The following is a 19,602-nucleotide window of genomic DNA, read 5'->3' on the forward strand; positions in this document are numbered from 1 at the left end:
GAGAATCCACGAGGAGTTCCGCCATGCTCACCATGACCGACAACGCCGTTCTGGTGATCCGGGACCTGGCCAACCAGCAAGACGTCGCCGAGGACGGCGGGGTGCGCATCGCCGCCGACACCGACGCCGGCTCGCTCACCGTCGAACTGGTCGCCGAGCCGGTCGAGGGCGACCACGTGGTCGACAACCAGGGCGCTCGGATCTTCCTGGACTCCGACGCCGCCGAGCTGCTCGGTGAGGCGTCGGTGGACGCGAGCGTCGACGACGAGGGCGTGGTGCAGTTCGGATTCACCGAGAAGCAGTGACGGCTCGGCCCGCGCGGCCGCCGGCTCGGCCCGTGGGATCAACCGGCCCGGCGGGACTCCCCGTTGCGGTGCGGCCGGCCCGGGCGGCCGTGCTCCGGGGCCCACAGGCCGGAGGGCCCGGTCTCCCGTTCCGGGTGCGTCAGCGTGGCCAGCACGTGCGCCAGATGGTGCGAGGTGCCCCACGCCGCCCAGTTGCTGGCCGAGCCCGCGCCGGCGGCGCCGCGCCGGGCCCGCCGCAGGATCTCGTGGTCGCCCCAGGAGAACGCCGCGCCGGTGGTCGGCCAGTGGGGCGCCGAGACGAGCGTCCGGCACAGGTCGGCGAACCGGTCGTCGCCCCGGCCGCCCCGCCGGGACCACCGGTACACCCACCAGGCGCCGTCGGTGGTGTACCGGACGGTGGGCAGCCGGTCGCCCGGCTGTTCGGCGCCGGGCACCGCGGAGCCGACGCCGTAGTCGCCGTATCCGACGTCGAGGTCGGCCAGCCGCTGCCAGAGCTGCCAGTCCCAGCGGTCGAGGCGTACCGGTTCGTCGGTGGGCAGGCCGGACACCGTGGGGGGCATCGCGCCCGCCGCCACGCTCACCGCGTGCCAGGCGTGCCGGCGGGCCCACTCCAGCAGCCGGCGGATCCGGGGCTCGGCCATCCGGATGTCGGCCGGGCAGCAGACGTCGCCCGCGTCGAGGAGCAGGTCGCACTGCTCGGGCACCAGGCGGGCGAGCCGCCAGACGCGCTCCGCCGCCGCGGTGGCCGCGTCCGGGCCGGCCCGGTCCCGGCCCACCCGCAGCCGGACGACCGCCCGCTGGGCGTGGGCCCGGGCCGCGACGCCGTGCGCGACCAGGCGCCGGTCGCTCTCCGCGAGCCCGATGACCGGAACCAGCGGTACGCCCCAGCGGACCAGCTCGGTCTCCGGGGTGTCGGGCAGGCCGGTGACGTCGACGGCCGTGCGCAGCCCCTCGGGCAGCCGGCCGAGCACGTCCAGGGTGAACCGGTCCAGGACGGACACCTGGAGGACCGGGGCGAGCAGGGGCGCGACGACGTCGTCGAGATGACCGAGCGCCTCCAGCTCGCCCCGCCGGTTGGCGAGGATGGGGCGGTAGACCGGTTCCGCCGCCCGGCCCCGGTGGGCGGGCACCATACCTCAGCGTAGCCAGACATCGGTGACCGTCACAGGGACGATCGGTCCGTGCCGGCCGCCGGAGCCGGCGGTACGCGGCGGATCAGTCGTCGTCGCCGTCCTTGTCGTCGTCCTCGTCCTCGTCCTCGTCCTTGTCGTCGTCCTCGTCGCCGTCGTCGTCCTTGTCGTCGTCGACCGGCTCCTGCTCGGCCTTGACCACCGTGCCGTCGCCCCGGTCGACGTCGACCTCGTGCTCGGTCTGCCCGGCCACGATCTCGACGCTCCACACGGCCCGGCCGTCCTCGTCCTCGCGCTCGACCTCGACGATCTTCCCGCCGCCGGCCCGGGCCAGCGCGATCTCGCCGGCCCGCTGCTCGGTCACCGCGTCGCCGCCGGTGCTCGGCGCCGCGCTGCCCGCCGGGCTGCCGGGCGCCGTCGGGGTGCCGCCGGTGCTCGGCGCGCCACCCGTCGTCGGGGCGCCGCTCGGGGTGCCCGGCGTGGCCGCGGCCGTCGGGGCGGTGGTGGCGGCGGCCAGGGTGGTCGCCCGGGCCGGGCCGCCGTCCGCCGCCGCGACGCCGAAGGTCGCCCCGGTCACGGCGAGCGCGGCCACGCCTCCCAGCGACGCCAACATCAGGGACTTGCGCTTCATCTCGTTCACCCTCTCCTCGGTTCCGGCTCCCAGGATCGCGCCCGTCCGGATAGGGCCACGCTGCCCGGACGCTAAGGCCGGGTTAAGCCGCGCCGCGCGCCGGCGGCCGGGCCGGACGTAGCGCGCGACGGCGGGCTCAGGAACGGGGCGGACCGAGTTCGAGGCGCACCTCGGTGCCCCCCGGGGGCGAGGCGTGCAGGGTCAGGCGACCGCCGCCGGCCTGGGCGGCGCGGCGGGCGATGTCCAGGCCGAGGCCGGTCGAGCCGGCCGTGCTGGCGCCCCGGTCGAGCGTGCCGGGCGGCATCCCCGGCCCCTCGTCGGCCACGCTCAGCACCGCCCGGCCCGCCTCGGCGACCAGCCGGACGGCGAACGCGGTGCCGTCCGGGGTGTGCGCGAAGACGTTGCCGAGCAGGGCGTCCACCGCCGCTGCCAGCTCGTCGGCGGGTACGCCGACCGGCAGCGGTCCCGGCGCCACGTCGAGCGTCACCGCCCGCCCGGTGTCCTCCGCCAGCACGGACCAGAACGCCACCCGCTCGGCCACCACGGCCGCCGCGTCGCAGCCGGCCGCCCCGGCCGTCGGGGCCCGCCAGCGGGCCTGCCGGATGAGGCCGGTGACCGCCCGCTCCAGCCCGTCCACGGCCGCCGTCACCCGGGCCGCGTCCTCGGGGTCGCGCAGCGACTCGGCCTCCAGCCGCAGCGCGGTCAGCGGGGTGCGCAGCCGGTGCGAGAGGTCGGCGACCTCCTCCCGCTCCTGCACCAGCAGCACCTGGATGCGGCCCGCGAGGTGGTTGAGGGCGCCGGCGACCTCGCGCAGCTCCGGTGGGCCGGCGGGCGTGACGCGCGCGTCGAGTTCCGCGTTCGCCAGCCGGTGCGACACCGCCGAGAGCTCCCCGATCGGCCGGACCAGGGTGTGCGCCAGCCGGTCGGCGACGGCCAGCCCGATCAGCACCAGCAGCACGCCGAGCAGCGCCAGGACCAGCCAGGACCGGGTCACCCCGGCGGTCAGCTCGGCCGGCGGGACCACCGTGCGGATCACGCCGGTGCCGTCCGGTCGGCCCTGCACCGCGATCACCACCTCCCGCCCCCGCCCGGACTCGGCGGTGAGGCTCTGCCCCCGGGCCGCCAGCGCCACGGCGGGCGTACGCGGTGCCGGGGCGCCCAGCACCGTGCCGTCGGGCAGGAAGACCGTGACCGGCCGGTCGGACTCCGCCGACAGCTGCTCGACGGTCAGCCGGATCGTCGCGGTGTCGGCGGTGCCGACGACGGTGACGAGGCTCTGCGCGTCGGCGGTGGCCCGCAGGGTGGCCCGGTCCTCGGCGACGGTACGCACCAGCAGCGCCAACGGCACCAGGAAGGCGACCAGGGTCAGCACGCTGACCGCCGCGACCAGCAGGGCCATCCGGGCCCTCATCCGGCGCTCCCGGGCGCTTCGAGCCGGACCCCGACACCGCGCACGGTGTGCAGGTAACGGGGTGCCTGCGCGCTCTCCCCGAGCTTGCGGCGCAGCCAGGACAGGTGCACGTCCACGGTCTTGTCGGCGCCGCCGTACGGGACCCGCCACACCTCGGCGAGTAGCTCCCGCTTGGTCACCACCTGGCCGGGCCGGCCGGCGAGGTGGTGCAGCAGGTCGAACTCGCGCGGGGTCAGCTCGACGGGCTCGCCGTCCAGGGTGACCTGCCGCGACCGGGGATCGACCCGTAGCCCGCCGACCGCCAGCGCCGGGTCGTCCGGGGCGGAGCCCGCCCCGCGCCGCAGCACCGCCCGGATCCGCGCGTCGAGCTGTGCGGCGGTGAACGGCTTCACCACGTAGTCGTCGGCCCCGGCGTCGAGCACCCGGACGATCTCGGTGTCGTCGTCGCGGGCGGTGGCCACGATGACCGGCACGGCGCTGACCGCGCGGAGCATGCGCAGCAGCTCCCGGCCGTCCAGGTCGGGCAGTCCCAGGTCCAGCACGACCAGGTCGGGCCGGTCGTCCAGCGCGTCGCGCAGGCCGGTCATCGCCGTCGAGGCGGCGGCGACCGCGTGCCCCCGCTCGCGCAGCGCCCGCAGCAGCGGCGTACGGATCGTCAGGTCGTCCTCGATGAGCAGCAGGCGGGCCACAGGAGGCAGGCTAGCCGCCCGACGAGGCGCCGGCCCGGACCTTAACCCTCCCTTTGCCTCGCCCGAAGCCGCGCCGAACCCGGGATCGGTCAGACTCGGGGGATGCGCCGCCGTTCGTTGCTCGCCGTCGCCGGGTGGCTGGCCACCGCCACCCTCGCCACCCTGATCGGGGTGGCCGCGATCCGCTGGGTGGGGGAGAGCATCGCCGGCACCCCCGGCGGGGTGCTCAGCCAGGAGGAGGTCGAGCGGGCCCTCGCCTCGCCCGGGCCGACCGCCGGCGGGCCGCCGGCGGCGACGGGGACCGGGGAACCGTCGGCGGGTGCCGCCACCGGGGCGGGGCGGCGCCGGGCCTTCGGCACGGCGGGCGGCAGCGCGGTGGCCGAGTGCGGGCCGGCGGGGGTGCGGCTGGTGTCCTGGACCCCGGCGCAGGGCTACCGGGTCGCGGACGTCGAGCAGGGGCCGGACGACGACGTGGAGGTCACCTTCGCGGGTCCCGCCGGCGAGTTCGAGCTGAAGCTGCGCTGCGTGGGCGCGGAGCCGGTGCAGGCCGACGACGACTGACCCCGCGTCGCCCGGACCCGGACGCGAGCGCACGGCGCCGCTCGGATCCTGTGGATCGGAACGTCGCCGCGCTCTGGCCGTCTCCCACCACCGCAGCCGTACGGCGGTACGTCGGCGGGGACCTGGCTCCGCCGGTCTTGGCCGGCTCTACACTCGATCCCCGCTGCGGGCGGAACGAAACCTCCGGGCAGTGGCGAATTCCACCATCCGTGAGTCCCGGCGTGGCGCCGGGCCGCAGCGGGTATGTGCGTCGGCATGGAGCATTTCACGATCGCGACCGTCGCCGAGAAGAGCCCGGATTTCCGGCGGGTGCTGTGGACCGGGGAGCACACCCAGCTGGTCATCATGACGATTCCGCCGGGTGGTGAGATCGGCGAGGAGGTCCACGAGGACATCGACCAGATCCTGACCTTCGTCAGCGGCACGGGCGAGGCCCGGGTGGCGGGGGAGAAGCGCGAGGTCGTGCAGGGCGACCTGGTGGTGGTGCCGGCCGGCACGAAGCACAACTTCGTCAACACCGGCCCCAACCCGCTGGTGCTCTACACGGTCTACGGCCCCCCGGAGCACGCCGACCAGGCGGTGCACCGCACCAAGGAGGAGGCCGACGCTGCGGAGGCCGCCGGCGAGGACGAGCCGCCCACCTCCTGACCGTCCGCGCGCCACGCGGCTGCCGCCTGATGCGGGCGGAAGCGGGTACCCGCAGCGGGTGGACCAGTTGGCGATCTCCGACTACGGGTTCCTCTCGGACTGCCGCTCGGGCGCCCTGGTCGGTCGGGACGGCTCCATCGACTGGTGGTGCCCGGACCGGTTCGACTCACCGTCGGTCTTCGGCCGCGTCCTGGACCCGGACGCCGGCCACTGGCGGCTGGCGCCGGCCGCCGCCGGGCTTCCCGGGCACCGGGTGGAGCGGGCGTACGTCGCGGACACGCTGGTGCTGCGCACCGTGCACCACACCCCGGAGGGGAGCGTCGCGGTCACCGACGCGCTCGCCGCCGAGTTCGGCGCGCGCGGCCACCAGCTGGGGATGAACTCCCCGGCGGTGCTGCTGCGGATCGTCGAGGGGCTGACCGGGCGGGTGCGGATGTCGTTCGACTACCGCCCCCGCCCGGAGTACGGGCTGCTCACCCCGTACCTGTGTGAGCAGCCCGACGGCGGGGTGCTGGCAGCCGCCGGGCCGGTGGTGCTCCAGCTGCACGCCGGCGGGCTGCCGCCACGGGTCGACCGGGACCGGGTCCGGCAGGAGTTCGAGGTCTCCGCCGGGCAGGTGATCGGCTTCGACCTGGCGTACGGGCGGGCGTACGGCACGGCGCCGGTCCGGCTGGACCCGGCGGTCGCGCTCGCCGAGACGGTGCGGGCCTGGCAGGCGTACCGGGAGTCGCACCACTACGACGGCCGCTACCCGGAGCAGGTGCGGCAGAGCGCGACGGTGCTCACCGGACTCACGTACGCCCGCAGCGGCGCGGTCGCCGCGGCCCTGACCACGTCGCTGCCGGAACGGATCGGCGGCGACCGCAACTACGACTACCGCTTCGCCTGGCTGCGCGACTTCGCGATGACCCTGCGCGCCCTCTGGGTGGCGGCGTGCCCGTCCGAGGCGTCCCGGCTCTTCGCCTGGGCGGCCCGCTCGATCGGCCGGGTCGGTCCCGAGCCCGTGCCGGTGCTCTTCGGCCTGGAGGGGGAGCGGGACGTCTCCGAGTACGAGTGCGTCCACCTGCGCGGCTACGGCGGCAGCCTGCCCGTGCGGGTCGGCAACGACGCCTGGCGGCAGCGCCAGCTCGACGTGCCGGGCGAGGTGCTGTCGGCGGTCTGGCAACTGCGCGAGCACCTGGGCGACGCCTTCGACACCGAGCTGCGCGAGATGGTGCTCGGCCTGACCGAGCAGGTGGCCGCCACCTGGCAGCTGCCCGACCGGGGCATCTGGGAGGCCCGGGACGCCGACCGGCACTACCTCAGCTCGAAGGCGCTCTGCTGGGTGGCGCTGGACCGGGCGGTGACGCTCGCGCCCCGGCTCGGCGACCGGGCCGACCCCCGGCGCTGGGCGGCGATCCGCGAAGAGGTCCGGGCCGCCGTGCTGCGCGAGGGCTGGAACGAGCGGGCCGGCGCGTACGGCGGCGTGTTCGGCTCGCCGGAGCTGGACGCCTCCGTGCTGCTGCTGCCGCTGGTCGGGTTCCTGCCGGCGACCGATCCGCGGATGCGCGCCACCATCGAGGCGGTGGAGCGTGAGCTGGGTGCCGGCGACGGGCTGGTACGCCGCTGGGACACCGATCCGGCGGGCTTCCTGCCCTGCTCGTTCTGGCTGGTGGAGTGCCTGGCGATGGCCGGCGAGCGGGACAGGGCCGAGGCGCTCTTCGAGCGGCTGCTCGGGCACGCCAACGACGTCGGCCTGTTCAGCGAGCAGATCGACCCGCGCTCCGGCGCACAGCTCGGCAACACCCCGCAGGCGCTGTCGCACATCGGCCTGGTCAGCGCCGCCTGGCGACTGACCGATCCCGCCACCGACTGACGGCGGGCGGGGACGGCCGTCGGGTCAGGCGGGCAGCACCGGCACGTCGGCGACGTCCACCGTCTCCGGGTACTTGACGCCGGCCCCGGTGTTGAGCACCACCACCCGCTCGCCGGCCCGGATCCAGCCGCCCGCGCGCAGGTGCCGGGCGGCGGTCAGGCAGGCGGCCCCCTCCGGGCAGAGCAGCAGCCCCTCGCGGGCGGCGAAGTCCCGCAGGTCGGCCAGGATCTCGGCGTCGTCCACCGCGATCGCGGTGCCGGCGCTGGCGCGCAGCGCGTCGAGGATCAGCTCGTCGCCGAGCGGGGCCGGCACGGTGATGCCGAAGGCCACGGTCCGCGCGTCGGCCCAGGGCCGCGCCCGCTGCTCCCCGGCGGCGAAGGCGCGCACGATCGGCGCGCAGCCCGTCGACTGCACCGCGACGAGGCGCGGCAGCTTCTCGTCGATCCAGCCCAGCTCGCGCAGCTCGTGCAGCGCCTTTTGGATGCCGATCAGGCCGACCCCGCCCCCGGTGGGATAGATGATCACGTCCGGCACCTGCCAGCCGAGCTGCTCGACGATCTCGTACCCCATCGTCTTCTTGCCCTCGAGCCGGTACGGCTCGCGCAGCGTGCCGGCGTCGAAGATCGCGCCGCCGGCGGCGGCGAGCAGGTCCGCGACGTGTCGGCCGGCGTCGCTGATCAGCCCGTCGACCAGGCGCAGGTCGGCTCCGGCGGCCACGCACTCCCGGCGGCAGATGGCCGGCGCGGAGAGCGGCATGACGATCGTCGCCCCCAGCCCGGCCCGGGCGGCGTAGGTGGCCCAGGCCGCGCCCGCGTTGCCGTTGGTGGGCATCGCGATCCGCTGCACGCCCAGCTCGCGGGCCCGGCTGACGCCCACCGCCGCGCCGCGCGCCTTGAACGAGCCCGTCGGGGTGAGCCCCTCGTCCTTGACCATCAGCTCCGCGATGCCGATCTCCGCGCCGTAGGCCGGGGCGCGTAGCAGCGGCGTCCAGCCCTCGCCCAGCGTGGTCTCGTGCCGGGGGTCGGCCACCGGCAGCAGCTCCCGGTAGCGCCACAGGTCGGCCGGGCGCAGCGGGAACCGCTCCGGGGTGAGCACCTTCGCCACCGCGGCCAGGTCGTAGCGGGCCAGCAGCGGCGAGCCGCAGTCGCAGAGGTTGGCCGGCCTGCCGGCGTCGTGCTCGCGCCCGCAGCGCGGGCACTCCAGGTGCGTCAGGTACACGGTGCTCCTCGCCGTCTCAGCTCGCGTCCCGGCCCGCGTCGATGCTCAGCCAGCGTCGGCTGCGCCCGCCCGGCTCGTAGACCGAGTCCAGCCGCTTCGCCACCACGCCGGGCAGCCCCTGTTCCCGCCCGGTCCGCAGCGCCTCCCGGCCGGCACCCGGGAACCACGGCGGAGTCTGCCAGCGCGGGCCGGCGAGCGCCAGACCGTCGAGCAGCTCCCGGCGCTGCGCGTAGGGCAGGTCGGTGCTGGCCACCCCCTCCATCCAGAGCAGGTCGAAGATCAGGTACTGGGCGTCGGGGGTCCGGCGTCCGCCACGGGCCGGGCGCACCCGCCCGGCGGTGTCGATGCGGACCAGGACGCCGTCCAGCACGACCTCCGTGGGCGCCAGCTCCTCGGCCAGTTCCCGCAGCCAGGGGTACGTCCCGGAGACGTCCTCGTCGTCGTCGGCGAGCAGCCGCAGCCGCCCTCCCGAGACGTACGCGACCGCGCGCACCCCGTCCCAGCGCAGCTCGTAGCCCCACCGGGTCTCGTCCGCCGGCAGCCTCGCCGCCCGGGTGGGGCGCATCGGGCGGACCAGTTCGGGCATGCCCGTCCAACCCTCCGGCGGCGGGTCGGTGCGCCGGACCATCCAGTCCCGTCCGCCCTTGCCGCCGGTGGCGAAGAGGACGTACCGCCCGGAGGTGCGCTCGCCGTCGAGCACCACGATCACCTCGTCGTCGCGCCACTTCTCGCAGTGGTAGGTGCCCCGGTCGTGGACGGTCATCCGCCCGCCGCCGTACTCGCCGGCCGGGATCTCGCCGTGGAAGTCGAGATATTCCATCGGGTGGTCCTCGGTGTGCACGGCAAGGTGGTTGCGGCCGGTGTCGCGGGGCAGCCCGCGCGGCACCGCCCAGGAGGCCAGCACCCCCTCGTGCTCCAGCCGCAGGTCCCAGTGCAGGCTCCGGGCGTGGTGCTGCTGGATGACGAACCGGGCCGTACCGTCGGCGGGCTTGCCGCGCCGCGGGGCCCGCTTCGGCACCGGCTCCGGGGTGCGCGCCGCGTCCCGTTTGCGCCGGTACTCCTCCAGCGGGTCAGCCACACCCGCATTCTCCGGCAATCCACACCCACCCGCCGGCCGCCCGCGTGTCCGGTTCGGCGGGCATGGCGTAGGTCAGCATGGGTAAGACCCGCGACATGGACCATGACGACCAGCCCACCGTCCCCCTCCCCGGCGAGGTGCGGATGCCCCTGCTCGGCTTCGGCACCTGGCAGGCCACCGGCCGGGCCGGGTACGACGCCGTGCTCGCCGCGCTCGACGCCGGCTACCGGCACGTGGACACCGCCACCATGTACGGCAACGAGGAGGAGGTCGGCCGCGCGGTCCGGGAGAGCGGGTTGCGCCGCGAGGACGTCTTCATCACCACGAAGCTGCCGCCGGACCGGGTCGGGCGGGAACGGGAGACGATCGAGGCGAGCCTGAGCGCGCTCGGCGTCGACCAGGTCGACCTGTGGCTGGTCCACTGGCCGCCGGCCAACCCGGTGGACAGCATCCCCGTGTGGCGGGAGATGCTGGCGGCCCGGGACGAGGGGCTGACCCGGGCGGTGGGGGTGAGCAACTACAGCACCGCCCAGCTCGACGAGCTGATCCAGGCGACCGAGGAGAACCCCGCCGTCAACCAGGTCAAGTGGAGCCCCTCGCTGTACGACCGGCAGCGGCACAGGGAGCACCGGGACCGGGGCGTGGTGCTGGAGGGCTACAGCCCGTTCAAGACCAGTGACCTCGCCGATCCGGTGCTGGCCCGGATCGCCGCCGCGCACGACGTCTCCCCGGCCCAGGTGGTGCTCCGCTGGCACGTCGACCACGAGATCGTGGTCATCCCCAAGTCGGTGACCCCGGAGCGGATCCGGGCGAACGCCGACATCTTCCACTTCTCGCTGACCGCCGAGGAGATGCGCGACATCGACGCCCTAGGCAACCCCTGACCGACCCCTCCGGTACGTCCCGAACACGGGGCGTACCGGGTCGGACCCGGACCGGTGTTGCCAAATTCCTTCAGCGCGAATAGTGGCGGTGAAGGGTATCGACATAGATGCTCGTGACGATATAACGTGCCCGTCACCAGTTCATCGATGAGTCGGAACCCCTCCGCCCTTGTCTGAAGGAGCGCCATGAACGCGTCCGAACCCGCCCGCCTGCCACGCCGTGGCGTGCTGGGCATGTCGGCCCTGGTGGCCGCCGCGGTGGCCGTCGCCGTCAAGCCGGCCGCGGCCAGCGCCGCGCCTGACGCCGCGCCGAAGGCCGAGTGCCTCGCCGACCTGCTCGGGGGGTCCTGATGGCCACGATTCCCTGGCTGGTGGACGTCCTGCGGGGGGCGGGCGTCCAGGTCGTCACCCACGGCGACTGGGTCAACCGCATGCGTCCCGGCTCGTTCGACCCGATCGGCGTGCTCTGGCACCACACCGCCGCCACCTCCAGTGCCAGCAACCCGCACCCGGCGCTGAACGTCTGCATCAACGGCCGGTCCGACCTGCCCGGCCCGCTCTGCCAGGCGCTGGTCGACTACCACGGCGTCTTCCACGTCATCTCCGCCGGCCGCTGCAACCACGCGGGCGTCAGCCGGGGCAGCGGGCCGATCCCGGCCGGCGACGGCAACACCCTGATGATCGGTTGGGAGATCGACTACAACGGGGTCAACCAGGAGATGACGGCGGCGCAGTACAACGCGTCGATCGCCGCCACCGCCGCCGTGCTCAAGCGACTCGGCCGGGACGCCAGCCACGCCCGCGGCCACCGCGAGACGAGCACCAGCGGCAAGATCGACCCGTCCTTCATCGACCTGAACACGATGCGCGCCGACGTCGCCGCGAAGATGGCGGGCGGCGGCGGCACCTGGAGCGCGGTGGTGGACAACAACACCGCCGGCCGCTTCACCGCCAGCGCCAACTGGGGCACCTCGGCGTACTCGGCCCAGCGCTACGGGACCGACTACCGCTTCGCCGAGCCCGTCGCCGCCAGCGACGCGGCCTGGTACAAGTTCAACCTCCCGGCGACCGCCAACTACCGGGTCGACGCCTGGTGGCCGGCGGTCTCCGGCTACAACTCCGCGACTCCGTACATCGTGTCCACCACCACCGGCAACCGGACGGTCGTCGTCGACCAGCGGGTGACCGGCGGCCAGTGGCGCACCCTCGGCACCTTCACGCTGCCGGCCGGGGACGCCAACCGGGTCGCGGTCAGCCGGTGGACCTCCGCCGCCGGCCTGGTGATCGCCGACGCGGTCCGCATCACCCGGGTCTGACCCTTCGGGCGGATGGCGGCTCCGGGGACCCGGAGCCGCCATCCGCCCGCGTGCACGGGGCCGTACGCCGTTGCCGGTCGCCTGCCGTCGCGCGTGTCACAGGGTCCGGTCGACGACGTCGCCGTGGGCGCCGTCGGCCTCGGCCTGGGCGGGCCGCCGGACCCGCTGCACCTCCGCCGAGCCGACCGACTGACGGGTCACCCGGGACGGCTTCGCGATGCGGCCGGACGGACACCGGGCAGCCATCCCCTGCCTGCGTTGGACGGGGCCGAGATTCGTCGCTCCCGGGACAACCACCCCGGCCGGATCGCCGTTTCCCCGGGGAGCGGAAGTAATGTGGTCGGTGCCGCGGTCGCGGCACCATTTCGTGGCGGAGCCGGGCCGGCCGCGGGGATTTCGGGCGCTGCTCCGGTGCCGGTCGACCCTGCTCGCACAAGTGCCCCGAGTGGTCGTCGAAAGATGCCGTCGAAGCGCCTTCCACCGTCGATTCCGGGAAGGGCCCCGCGGATCGACCGTCAGGCCACCTGAGCAGGGGCTCTGCCTGGCCGTCAACCGATCGGGAGGGCCGCCCCTCGCGGGGTCCCCGCGTCATTTCCGCCTGCCCGCTCGTCGCGCTGCCCCGGCTCGGGGAGCGTCTCACGGCGCCTTCAGGGTGGTGTCGTCATCCGGTCGGGGGATGGCAGCTCTTCGTGGTCGCTCGTCACTCGCGGTGAAATAGATCCGTATCGTCCACAGCGGTTATCCGGCGGCGAGGTTGCGTCCGGCCGGGCCTGATCCCTGATTGGCCGATCAGCTTAATTTCGCGTTCACCTGCACTTCTCTGTGTTCCCTGCCCGGGTGCGGCGCGTGCCGCCTGGGTTCCGGTGGGGCGCGCCGGGTCCGGCAAGCCGCAGACCCGGCAGGTCGACGCCGGACGGGCGATTGCTCAACGTGACGCGGGTCTGGGGAGTTGTCCGGTTCGCCAACATCCGTCCTCACAACTTGTGACCGGCCTTGTGCTCTCTGCCATGCGGTCCATAGAGTCCCGGCTCGCACAAGTTAAGAGACACGGGGGAGGGTTCGTGGACCGTCGTAAGACGGCCACCGTTCGTTCATGCCTTGCGGCAGGCGTCGCGGTCATGACGGCAGTCGCGTTGTTTGGCATTTCCGGGGAGCCGGCGGAGCTTTTCGCCGCTGGCCCGGACGGCGTGACAGGTGGCGTTCAGAGCAGGTCGGACGAGGCGGTGGCCCTGCGCACCGCACGTGAGAGTGGCAAGCCGGTGCAGGTCGAGGACCTCACCTCCGAGACAACCGAGGTCTTCGCGCTGCCGGACGGACAGTTCCGGGCCGAGATCGCCGCCGGGGTGCAGCGGTTCAAGCGCGACGGCGGGTGGGTGCCCGTCGACCTCACGCTCAGGGCGGCGCCCGACGGCTCCGTCGCGCCGGTCGCGCACCCCAACGACCTGCGGATCTCCGGACCGGCCGGAGCGGGTGAGCACGAACTGGCCGCCGTCGGGCTCGGCGACGACCGGGTCGCGATGGGCTGGTCGGGGGCGCTGCCCACGCCGGTGCTGACGGGTAACCGGGCCACCTACGTGGACGCGCGGCCGGGCGTGGACCTGGTCGTCGAGGCCACCCGACTCGGCTTCGAGCAGTTCCTCGTCGTCAAGACCCGGTCTGCCGTCCCCCAGGTCAAGCAGGTCCGCTTCCCGTTCACCGGGCCCGGTGCGGCGTCGTCGGCCCGGGGCGAGGACGGCGCCGTGACCCTGACCGGCAGCTCCGGGAAGCAGACCGCCCGCATCCCGGCACCGCTGATGTGGGACGCGAAGAAGACCGTCACCGGTGCTCCGGCGCAACGCCGGGCGGTGCGTACCGACCTCGCGCGGCGGAGTGGCGGTGTGGAGCTCACGCTCACACCGGACGCCGGCTGGCTGGCCAGCAGGGCCACCAACTTTCCGGTGACCATCGACCCGACGGTCAACCCGCTGACCACCACGTTCGACACGTACGTGCGGCAGACGGTGACCACCGACATGAACCAGGAACCGGACCTGCAGATCGGCCTGCTGCCGACCACCCCGGCCACGCTGACCCGCTCGTTCCTCACCTGGGACACCACGGTCCTCGCCGGCAAGCAGATCACCGCCGCCACCGTCTCGTTCTGGAACTTCTGGTCGCACACCTGCACGCCCACGTCCTGGGAGATCTGGTCGACCGGCGCGTCGACCTACACCACGACGTTCACCAACCAGCCGTCCTGGGACCACCCCGAGGCCACGTCCACCGCCACGCACGGCTCGACCAGTTGCGCCGACGCGTGGGCGAGCATCGACGGCCAGAGCTTCTTCCAACGCGCGGCCAACGCGAACAAGACCCGCGCCGGCATGGGCGTCCGGGCCACCGACGAGACGGTTGCCGCCGGATTCAAGCAGTTCCGGTCCCGCGAGGGCGCCGCGGCGACCGAGGACCCGAAGGCGTCGGTCACGTACAACTCCTGGCCGACCGTCACCACCCGGGCCACCGTCCCGGCCACCAGCTGCGCGACCGGCTCGGCCCGGCCACAGGTCAACACCCTGACCCCGCAGCTGAAGGCGACCGTCTCCGACGGCGACGGCACCGCGATGGCGGTCACCTTCGAGTGGTGGGCGATGAACGCCGATGTTCCGATCGGCTCCGCCACCTTCAACAACGTCGCCTCCGGTGCCACCGCGGCGGCCACCGTGCCGGCCGGCGCCTTCGTCGACGGCGGCACCTACCGCTGGCGGGTCAAGGCGGCGGACGGGGTCGGCGGCAGCGACGTCTGGTCGTCGTTCTGCGAGATGAGCGTCTACACCACCGTCGCCCCGGTCACCGGCTGCGTCGGCGGCACCGACAGCGACTTCAACGGCGACGGCACGACCGACATCGCGGTCGCCGACCCGGAGGCCACGGTGGGCGGTGCCGTCCGCGCCGGCCGGATCCACGTGACGTACGGCGGCAGCGCGACCGTGCACAGCCTGCACGAGGGCGCCGCCAAGGTGCCGGGCTCGGCCGAGGCGGGCGACCGGTTCGGCATGTCCATCTCCGCCTACGACGCCAACAACGACGGGTGTACGGACCTCGCGGTAGGCGTGCCGTTCCAGAACATCAGCGGCCAGCCCTATGCCGGTGCCGTCTACGTGCTGTTCGGCTCACCGGCGGGCCTGGCGCAGGGGCCGACGTCCCTGGTGTACCACCAGGACTCCACGAACGTCCCGGACGCGGCCGAGGCCAACGACTGGTTCGGCCAGGCCGTGGCCGGCAGCCGGACCGCCAGCGGCGAGCCGTACCTGGTGATCGGGGCGCCCGGCGAGGGCCTGCCCACCGGCGCCCTCGCCGGCACCGTGCACTACCTGCGGGGCAACCTGAATCTCATGCTCAGCCAGGGCAGCGGGATCCCGGGCGCGGCGGAGATCGACGACCGCACCGGCTTCGCCGTCGCCGCTTCCAAGCACCACTGGGCGGTCGGTTCCCCGGGCGAGGCGATCGGCACGCAGACCTTCGCCGGTGCGGTGAACGTCTTCGGCCACACCCTGACCAACGGGTTGCCCACCCTCGCCGCCGAACTGAACCAGGACGCGGCGATCCTGAACGGGGCGAACGTCTCCAACGTCTCGCAGGCGGACGACAACTTCGGCAAGTCCATCGCCCTGGCGCCGTACCGTCCGGTCGGATCGCCGGCCGGGCAGCGGGACTCGCTGCTGGTCGTCGGCGTGCCGGGGGAGGACATCACCGTCGCGGGGACCGGAGCGCCGGAGACGGACGCCGGCCTGGTGCACCGCTTCCACATCACCGCCGCCAACGCCGCCGCCGAACTGCCGGCGATCACCTACGCGTCGAAGGACGGCAACTACCTCGGCGAGAAGGTCGCGGTGACGAACACCGCGCCGGCCAACGAGGGCACCAACGCGACGATGTTCATCGCGATCGGCGCACCGGGTTACGACGCCGGGGCGACGGCCGACTCCGGCCGGGTGCGGATCTTCCCCGCCCTGGCCAACCCGATCGGTACCCCGGTGACCCTGGAGCGCGGTGGCGCGAGCATGCCGGGCTCCGTACGGGCGCAGGAACTCGTCGGCACCTCGTTCGGCGTGACCGCGCAGCGCCTGTACGTCGGCACGCCCTACGGCCTCGACGCGGTGTACGGCTTCACCTGGGCCGACCTCGCCGCCGGTAACCACGTTCCGAGCATCACGCTGCAACCGGGCCAGGGCGGCCTGCCCACCGGGCAGAGCACGTTCGGGGTGGCGGTCAGCTGATGACACACATGGATTCGCACAGCTCAACGGGGGAGGACTTGAGGGTGGCCAGTCGTAGGAGAAAGCGGGGCCGGCTCTTCACGGTCGGTCTCTCGCTCGGCCTGGCCGGGCTGATGTCCGCGATGGTCGTCGTCTCGCAACCAGAGCCGGCACCGCCGGTGGTGCCCACGGCCGCGCTGGAGCAGGACCCGATCCGGGACACCGAGGCCGAGGCGCTGGTCGCGGCCAAGGCGCTCAACCAGCCGGTCGAGGTGCTGTCGCATCGCACGGAGCACCGCGACGTCTTCGCGCAGCCCGACGGCACGCTGATCGCCAACGACCACGCCCAGCCGGTCCGGGTCACCCAGGGCGACGCCTGGGTGCCCGCCGACTCGACCCTGACGGTCCTGCCCAACGGCGCCTACGGGCCGACCGCCGCGCTGCTCGGGATGGAGCTGTCCCAGGGCGGCACCGCGCCGCTGATGGTGGTGACGCGGGACCAGAAGAGCATGACGCTGACCTGGCCGCACGGGGCGCTGCCCGCCCCCCTGGTCCAGGGCAGCCAGGCGACCTACCCGAACGTGTTCCCGGACGTCGATCTGGTGGCGACCGTGACCGTCGAGGGCTTCTCGCATGTGCTCCTGGTCAAGACGCCCGAGGCGGCCAACCTGCCGGAGCTGCAGAACCTCCAGCTCGGCGTCACCGCCGCCGGCCTGACCATCCAGGAGACCGGGGACGGGGGCGTGGTGGCGCTCGACCCGGCCACCGGCAACCCGGTCCTCGAGGCCGACGCCCCGACCATGTGGGACAGCGGGACGCCGGACGGCGAGGGCGTCGCCGCCCGGTCGTCGTCCACCGGCACCGATCCGGGTGCGGCCTCGGTGCAGGGCCCGGGCGACACGTCCGAGGTGGCCCAGGTCGGTCTCGACTACACCGGCAACACCCTGACGCTGACGCCGAACCGGGCCATGCTCACCGACCCGGAGGCGTCCTTCCCGCTGTACATCGACCCGGTGTGGCAGAGCAGCACCAACAGCGGCTGGGCGATGGTCGACAGCGGGTACCCCAGCGAGGAGTACTGGAAGTTCGACGGCAAGCGGCACGAGCGGATCGGGCTCTGCCCCAGCTCGTGCAACAGCTCGAAGATCAAGCGGCTGTTCTACCGGCTGGCCACGCCGTACTCCGGAAAGACGATCCTGAGCGCCGAGTTCCGGGTGACGATGCAGCACGCATGGAACTCGACCGCCCGGGCCGCCTCGCTCTACCTGATGCCGCTCACGTCCACCATCGGGACCTCGACGAACTGGGGCAACCAGCCGGGGGGCTCCGGCTGGAGCGGCTCGACCCTGCTCGCGACGGCGTCTCCCACCAGCGTCCAGTCGTCGTGCACCTCGACCAACCAGAACGCGAGCTGGAACGCCAAGAGGGCGGTGGAGATCGCCGCGGAGGAGAACAAGGGATCGGTGATCCTCGGCCTGCGGGCGACGAACGAGAGCGACTACACGCACAGCAAGCGGTTCTGTGACAACGGCGTCCTCTCGGTCCGCTACAACCGGTCGCCGCTCATCCCGAACCTCAACGAGCTGACCATGTCGCCCGGCGGGCAGTGTGTCTACGGGGCGAACGCGCCGTACGTGGACGTGCCGCCGAGGCTGAACGCGGTGCTGCGGGACCCGGACCACTCCTCGGCGCACACGGAGCAGGTCAAGGGCGAGTTCAGGGTCACCTGGACACCGGCCGGTGGTACGACGCAGACGCGCACGTACGTCACGCCCCTGAAGGCCAGCGGATCGGTCTTCTCCTACACCGTGCCGAGCGACATCCCGCAGAACGTGCTCATCTCCTGGGACGTCCGAGGCAGCGACAACACCAAGGCGGGGCCGTGGAGCAGCGACGGCACCCGCGACGTCTGCCAGTTCTGGTACGACACGACCAGTCCCAGCGCCCCGGATGTCGACTCCGCCGTCTACCTGCCGCAGGACGCGGCGGACAACGGCACGGCGGGGGCGTCCAACTGCGTCGAGAGCGACGAATGGCTGGGTTCGATCGGTGTGCCCGCCAGCTTCACCTTCGATTCCGCCGCCACGGACGTCGTGGAGTACCGATACGGGTTCAACACCAACCCGGTGCCGACGAACGTGCTGCGGCCGACCACCAGCGGCGGTCCGGTCACGCTCAACAACTGGCACCCGGACAAGGAGGGCCCCCGGACGATCAACGTCCAGGCCGTCGACCGGGCCGGCCGGTCGAGCACCATCGCCTCCTGCACGTTCCGGGTGGGCAAGCGGCCACCGACGTCGCAGTGGTCCCTCGGCGAGGTCGCGGGTCAGGACCAGGCGCACGACGGCCTCGGTGAGAACGACGCGACCGTCGGCAGCGGCATCGCCTTCGGCGTCGAGGGCCCGGGCGGCCCGTCCGACACGGCCGCCCGCTTCGACGGCACGGCGAACGCGTACCTGACCACCGCCAAGCAGGTGCTGACGGACACGTCGGCGAGCTTCGCGATCACCGGTTGGTTCAAGGTCGACGACCCCGCCCGGAGGCAGGTGGCGATCAGCCAGGACGGCACCGGCGAGCCGGGCCCCACGCTGGGGATCGACGAGGGTGTCTGGTACTTCCGGATGCCGGTCAACGACGTCGTCACGCTGGGCCGGTGGCAGGTGATCGGGGGCGCGGCCACGACGGGCTGGACCTACGTCGCGGCCATCTTCGACGGCACGAAGAAGGAGATGTCCCTCCAGGTGGGCACCGGCGCCCCGGTCGTCGCCCAACGTCGGTCGTTGACCAAGGCGCGTGGCCCGCTGCAGATCGGCCGCACGCTGACCAGGGGTGGCTACTTCGACAACTGGCAGGGGTCGATGGCGGACGTCTCGGTCTTCGACCGGCTGATCCTCCCGGCGGAGGTCACCGGTCTGAAGAAGACGGCGCCGAACCGCAAGGCGTACTGGCGGATGAACGCGGAGACCAGCAGGGTCAGCCCCGAGGACAAGGGTGGTGCGGGCGTCACGTTGGGACCGGCGGCGACGATCTACCGCCACCCGGCACTCTCGCTGCTCGGCGGCGGGCACCTGGCGCTCAACGGCCAGCCGGAGAGCTACGCGAGCACGCCGACCAACGCCGACATGGCGGGCAGCTTCTCCATCGGGGCCCGGGTCAAGCTGACCAGCAACTGTGCGGGTACCCCGATGACGGTCTTCTCGCAGAAGGGCAGCCACGGCAGCTCGGTGATCGTGCGCTGCAACAACGAGGGCGCGTGGGAGCTGGCCATGGCCGAGACCGACGTGGCGGCGCCGGACTGGACGACGAAGAACTCCGGTGAGGCACCGAAGCTCATCGGTAAGGGCGACCACCTCACCCTCGTCTACAACGGCTACATCCGCGAGATGGCCCTCTACGTCAACGGGTCCTTCAGCGAGGCAATCGAGCTCAAGTCGCCCTTCGCCGCCACCGGCGGGGTGCAACTGGGCCGGGCGTTCATGGGCGGCGTGTACGACGAGCACCTCTCCGGCGCGATCGACGACGTTCGCGTCTACGACGGGGTGGCCGATCCGGTGCTGATCCAGAAGCTCAACGTCTCGGTACGCGAGCAACTGACGCTCTGACGCGACAGGCGGTGGGTCCGTCCCTTCCGGTCGGGCCCG

The 19,602-nt window shown here is 73.5% G+C and carries 15 protein-coding genes; 9 read left to right on the forward strand and 6 right to left on the reverse strand.

Annotation, left to right across the window (positions count from 1 at the left end; genetic code table 11):
- The first annotated feature begins 23 nt into the window (after positions 1-23).
- Positions 24-305 (forward strand): adhesin, encoded by a 282-nt coding sequence (locus tag V6V16_RS01530; RefSeq protein WP_334558772.1) that lies wholly within the window; start codon positions 24-26, stop codon positions 303-305.
- Between the two features lie 38 nt (positions 306-343).
- Here V6V16_RS01530 and V6V16_RS01535 read toward each other — a convergent pair whose 3' ends face one another.
- The 4 genes from V6V16_RS01535 to V6V16_RS01550 all read right to left on the reverse strand — a co-directional run bounded on the left by V6V16_RS01535 (position 344) and on the right by V6V16_RS01550 (position 4,166).
- Positions 344-1,438 (reverse strand): beta family protein, encoded by a 1,095-nt coding sequence (locus tag V6V16_RS01535; protein ID WP_334558775.1) that lies wholly within the window; start codon positions 1,436-1,438, stop codon positions 344-346.
- Between the two features lie 82 nt (positions 1,439-1,520).
- Positions 1,521-2,066, reverse strand: coding sequence for a PepSY domain-containing protein (locus V6V16_RS01540; protein ID WP_334558779.1), 546 nt, complete (start codon positions 2,064-2,066; stop codon positions 1,521-1,523).
- A 136-nt stretch (positions 2,067-2,202) separates the two neighbouring features.
- Positions 2,203-3,477: a sensor histidine kinase gene (locus V6V16_RS01545; protein ID WP_334558782.1), complete on the reverse strand. Its 1,275-nt coding sequence runs from the start codon at positions 3,475-3,477 to the stop codon at positions 2,203-2,205.
- Entirely contained in the window at positions 3,474-4,166 is a 693-nt protein-coding gene (locus V6V16_RS01550) for a response regulator transcription factor (protein WP_334558785.1), read from the reverse strand. The genes V6V16_RS01545 and V6V16_RS01550 overlap by 4 nt, the downstream gene beginning before the upstream one ends.
- Positions 4,167-4,268: 102 nt before the next feature.
- Between V6V16_RS01550 and V6V16_RS01555 the strand changes: the two genes are divergently transcribed.
- The 3 genes from V6V16_RS01555 to V6V16_RS01565 all read left to right on the forward strand — a co-directional run bounded on the left by V6V16_RS01555 (position 4,269) and on the right by V6V16_RS01565 (position 7,230).
- Positions 4,269-4,727 carry a septum formation initiator gene (locus V6V16_RS01555; protein ID WP_334558787.1) on the forward strand — a complete coding sequence of 153 codons (459 nt, stop codon included), beginning with the start codon at positions 4,269-4,271 and terminating at the stop codon, positions 4,725-4,727.
- A gap of 255 nt (positions 4,728-4,982) precedes the next feature.
- A complete protein-coding gene (locus V6V16_RS01560) occupies positions 4,983-5,375 on the forward strand; it encodes a cupin domain-containing protein (RefSeq protein WP_120727133.1) in 393 nt (130 codons plus the stop codon).
- Positions 5,376-5,433: 58 nt separating this feature from the next.
- The gene (locus V6V16_RS01565) at positions 5,434-7,230 is read left to right on the forward strand and encodes a glycoside hydrolase family 15 protein (protein ID WP_334558793.1); all 1,797 of its coding nucleotides are present in this window, start codon (positions 5,434-5,436) and stop codon (positions 7,228-7,230) included.
- A gap of 24 nt (positions 7,231-7,254) precedes the next feature.
- Here V6V16_RS01565 and V6V16_RS01570 read toward each other — a convergent pair whose 3' ends face one another.
- Together V6V16_RS01570 and V6V16_RS01575 are read right to left on the reverse strand one after the other, a co-directional pair.
- On the reverse strand, positions 7,255-8,448 hold the full coding sequence (locus tag V6V16_RS01570) for a threonine synthase (RefSeq protein ID WP_334558795.1): 1,194 nt from the start codon (positions 8,446-8,448) through the stop codon (positions 7,255-7,257).
- A 16-nt stretch (positions 8,449-8,464) separates the two neighbouring features.
- Positions 8,465-9,526 (reverse strand): DNA polymerase ligase N-terminal domain-containing protein, encoded by a 1,062-nt coding sequence (locus tag V6V16_RS01575; protein WP_334558797.1) that lies wholly within the window; start codon positions 9,524-9,526, stop codon positions 8,465-8,467.
- 95 nt (positions 9,527-9,621) lie between these two features.
- On the opposite strand from V6V16_RS01575, the gene V6V16_RS01580 reads away from it, so the two are divergent.
- From V6V16_RS01580 to V6V16_RS01600, 5 genes are all read left to right on the forward strand, one after another.
- Positions 9,622-10,410: an aldo/keto reductase gene (locus V6V16_RS01580; protein WP_334558799.1), complete on the forward strand. Its 789-nt coding sequence runs from the start codon at positions 9,622-9,624 to the stop codon at positions 10,408-10,410.
- Between the two features lie 186 nt (positions 10,411-10,596).
- A complete protein-coding gene (locus tag V6V16_RS01585) occupies positions 10,597-10,761 on the forward strand; it encodes a hypothetical protein (protein ID WP_334558801.1) in 165 nt (54 codons plus the stop codon).
- Entirely contained in the window at positions 10,761-11,726 is a 966-nt protein-coding gene (locus V6V16_RS01590; protein ID WP_334558802.1) for a golvesin C-terminal-like domain-containing protein, read from the forward strand. Before V6V16_RS01585 ends, V6V16_RS01590 begins: the two co-directional genes overlap by 1 nt.
- Before the next feature lie 1,118 nt (positions 11,727-12,844).
- Entirely contained in the window at positions 12,845-15,982 is a 3,138-nt protein-coding gene (locus V6V16_RS01595; RefSeq protein ID WP_334558804.1) for a DNRLRE domain-containing protein, read from the forward strand.
- Positions 15,983-16,095: 113 nt separating this feature from the next.
- Positions 16,096-19,563 (forward strand): LamG domain-containing protein, encoded by a 3,468-nt coding sequence (locus V6V16_RS01600; RefSeq protein WP_334558999.1) that lies wholly within the window; start codon positions 16,096-16,098, stop codon positions 19,561-19,563.
- The last annotated feature ends 39 nt before the right edge of the window (positions 19,564-19,602 follow it).

The sequence above is a fragment of the Micromonospora sp. CPCC 205561 genome (genome assembly GCF_036906775.1).
GTDB lineage: Bacteria > Actinomycetota > Actinomycetes > Mycobacteriales > Micromonosporaceae > Micromonospora.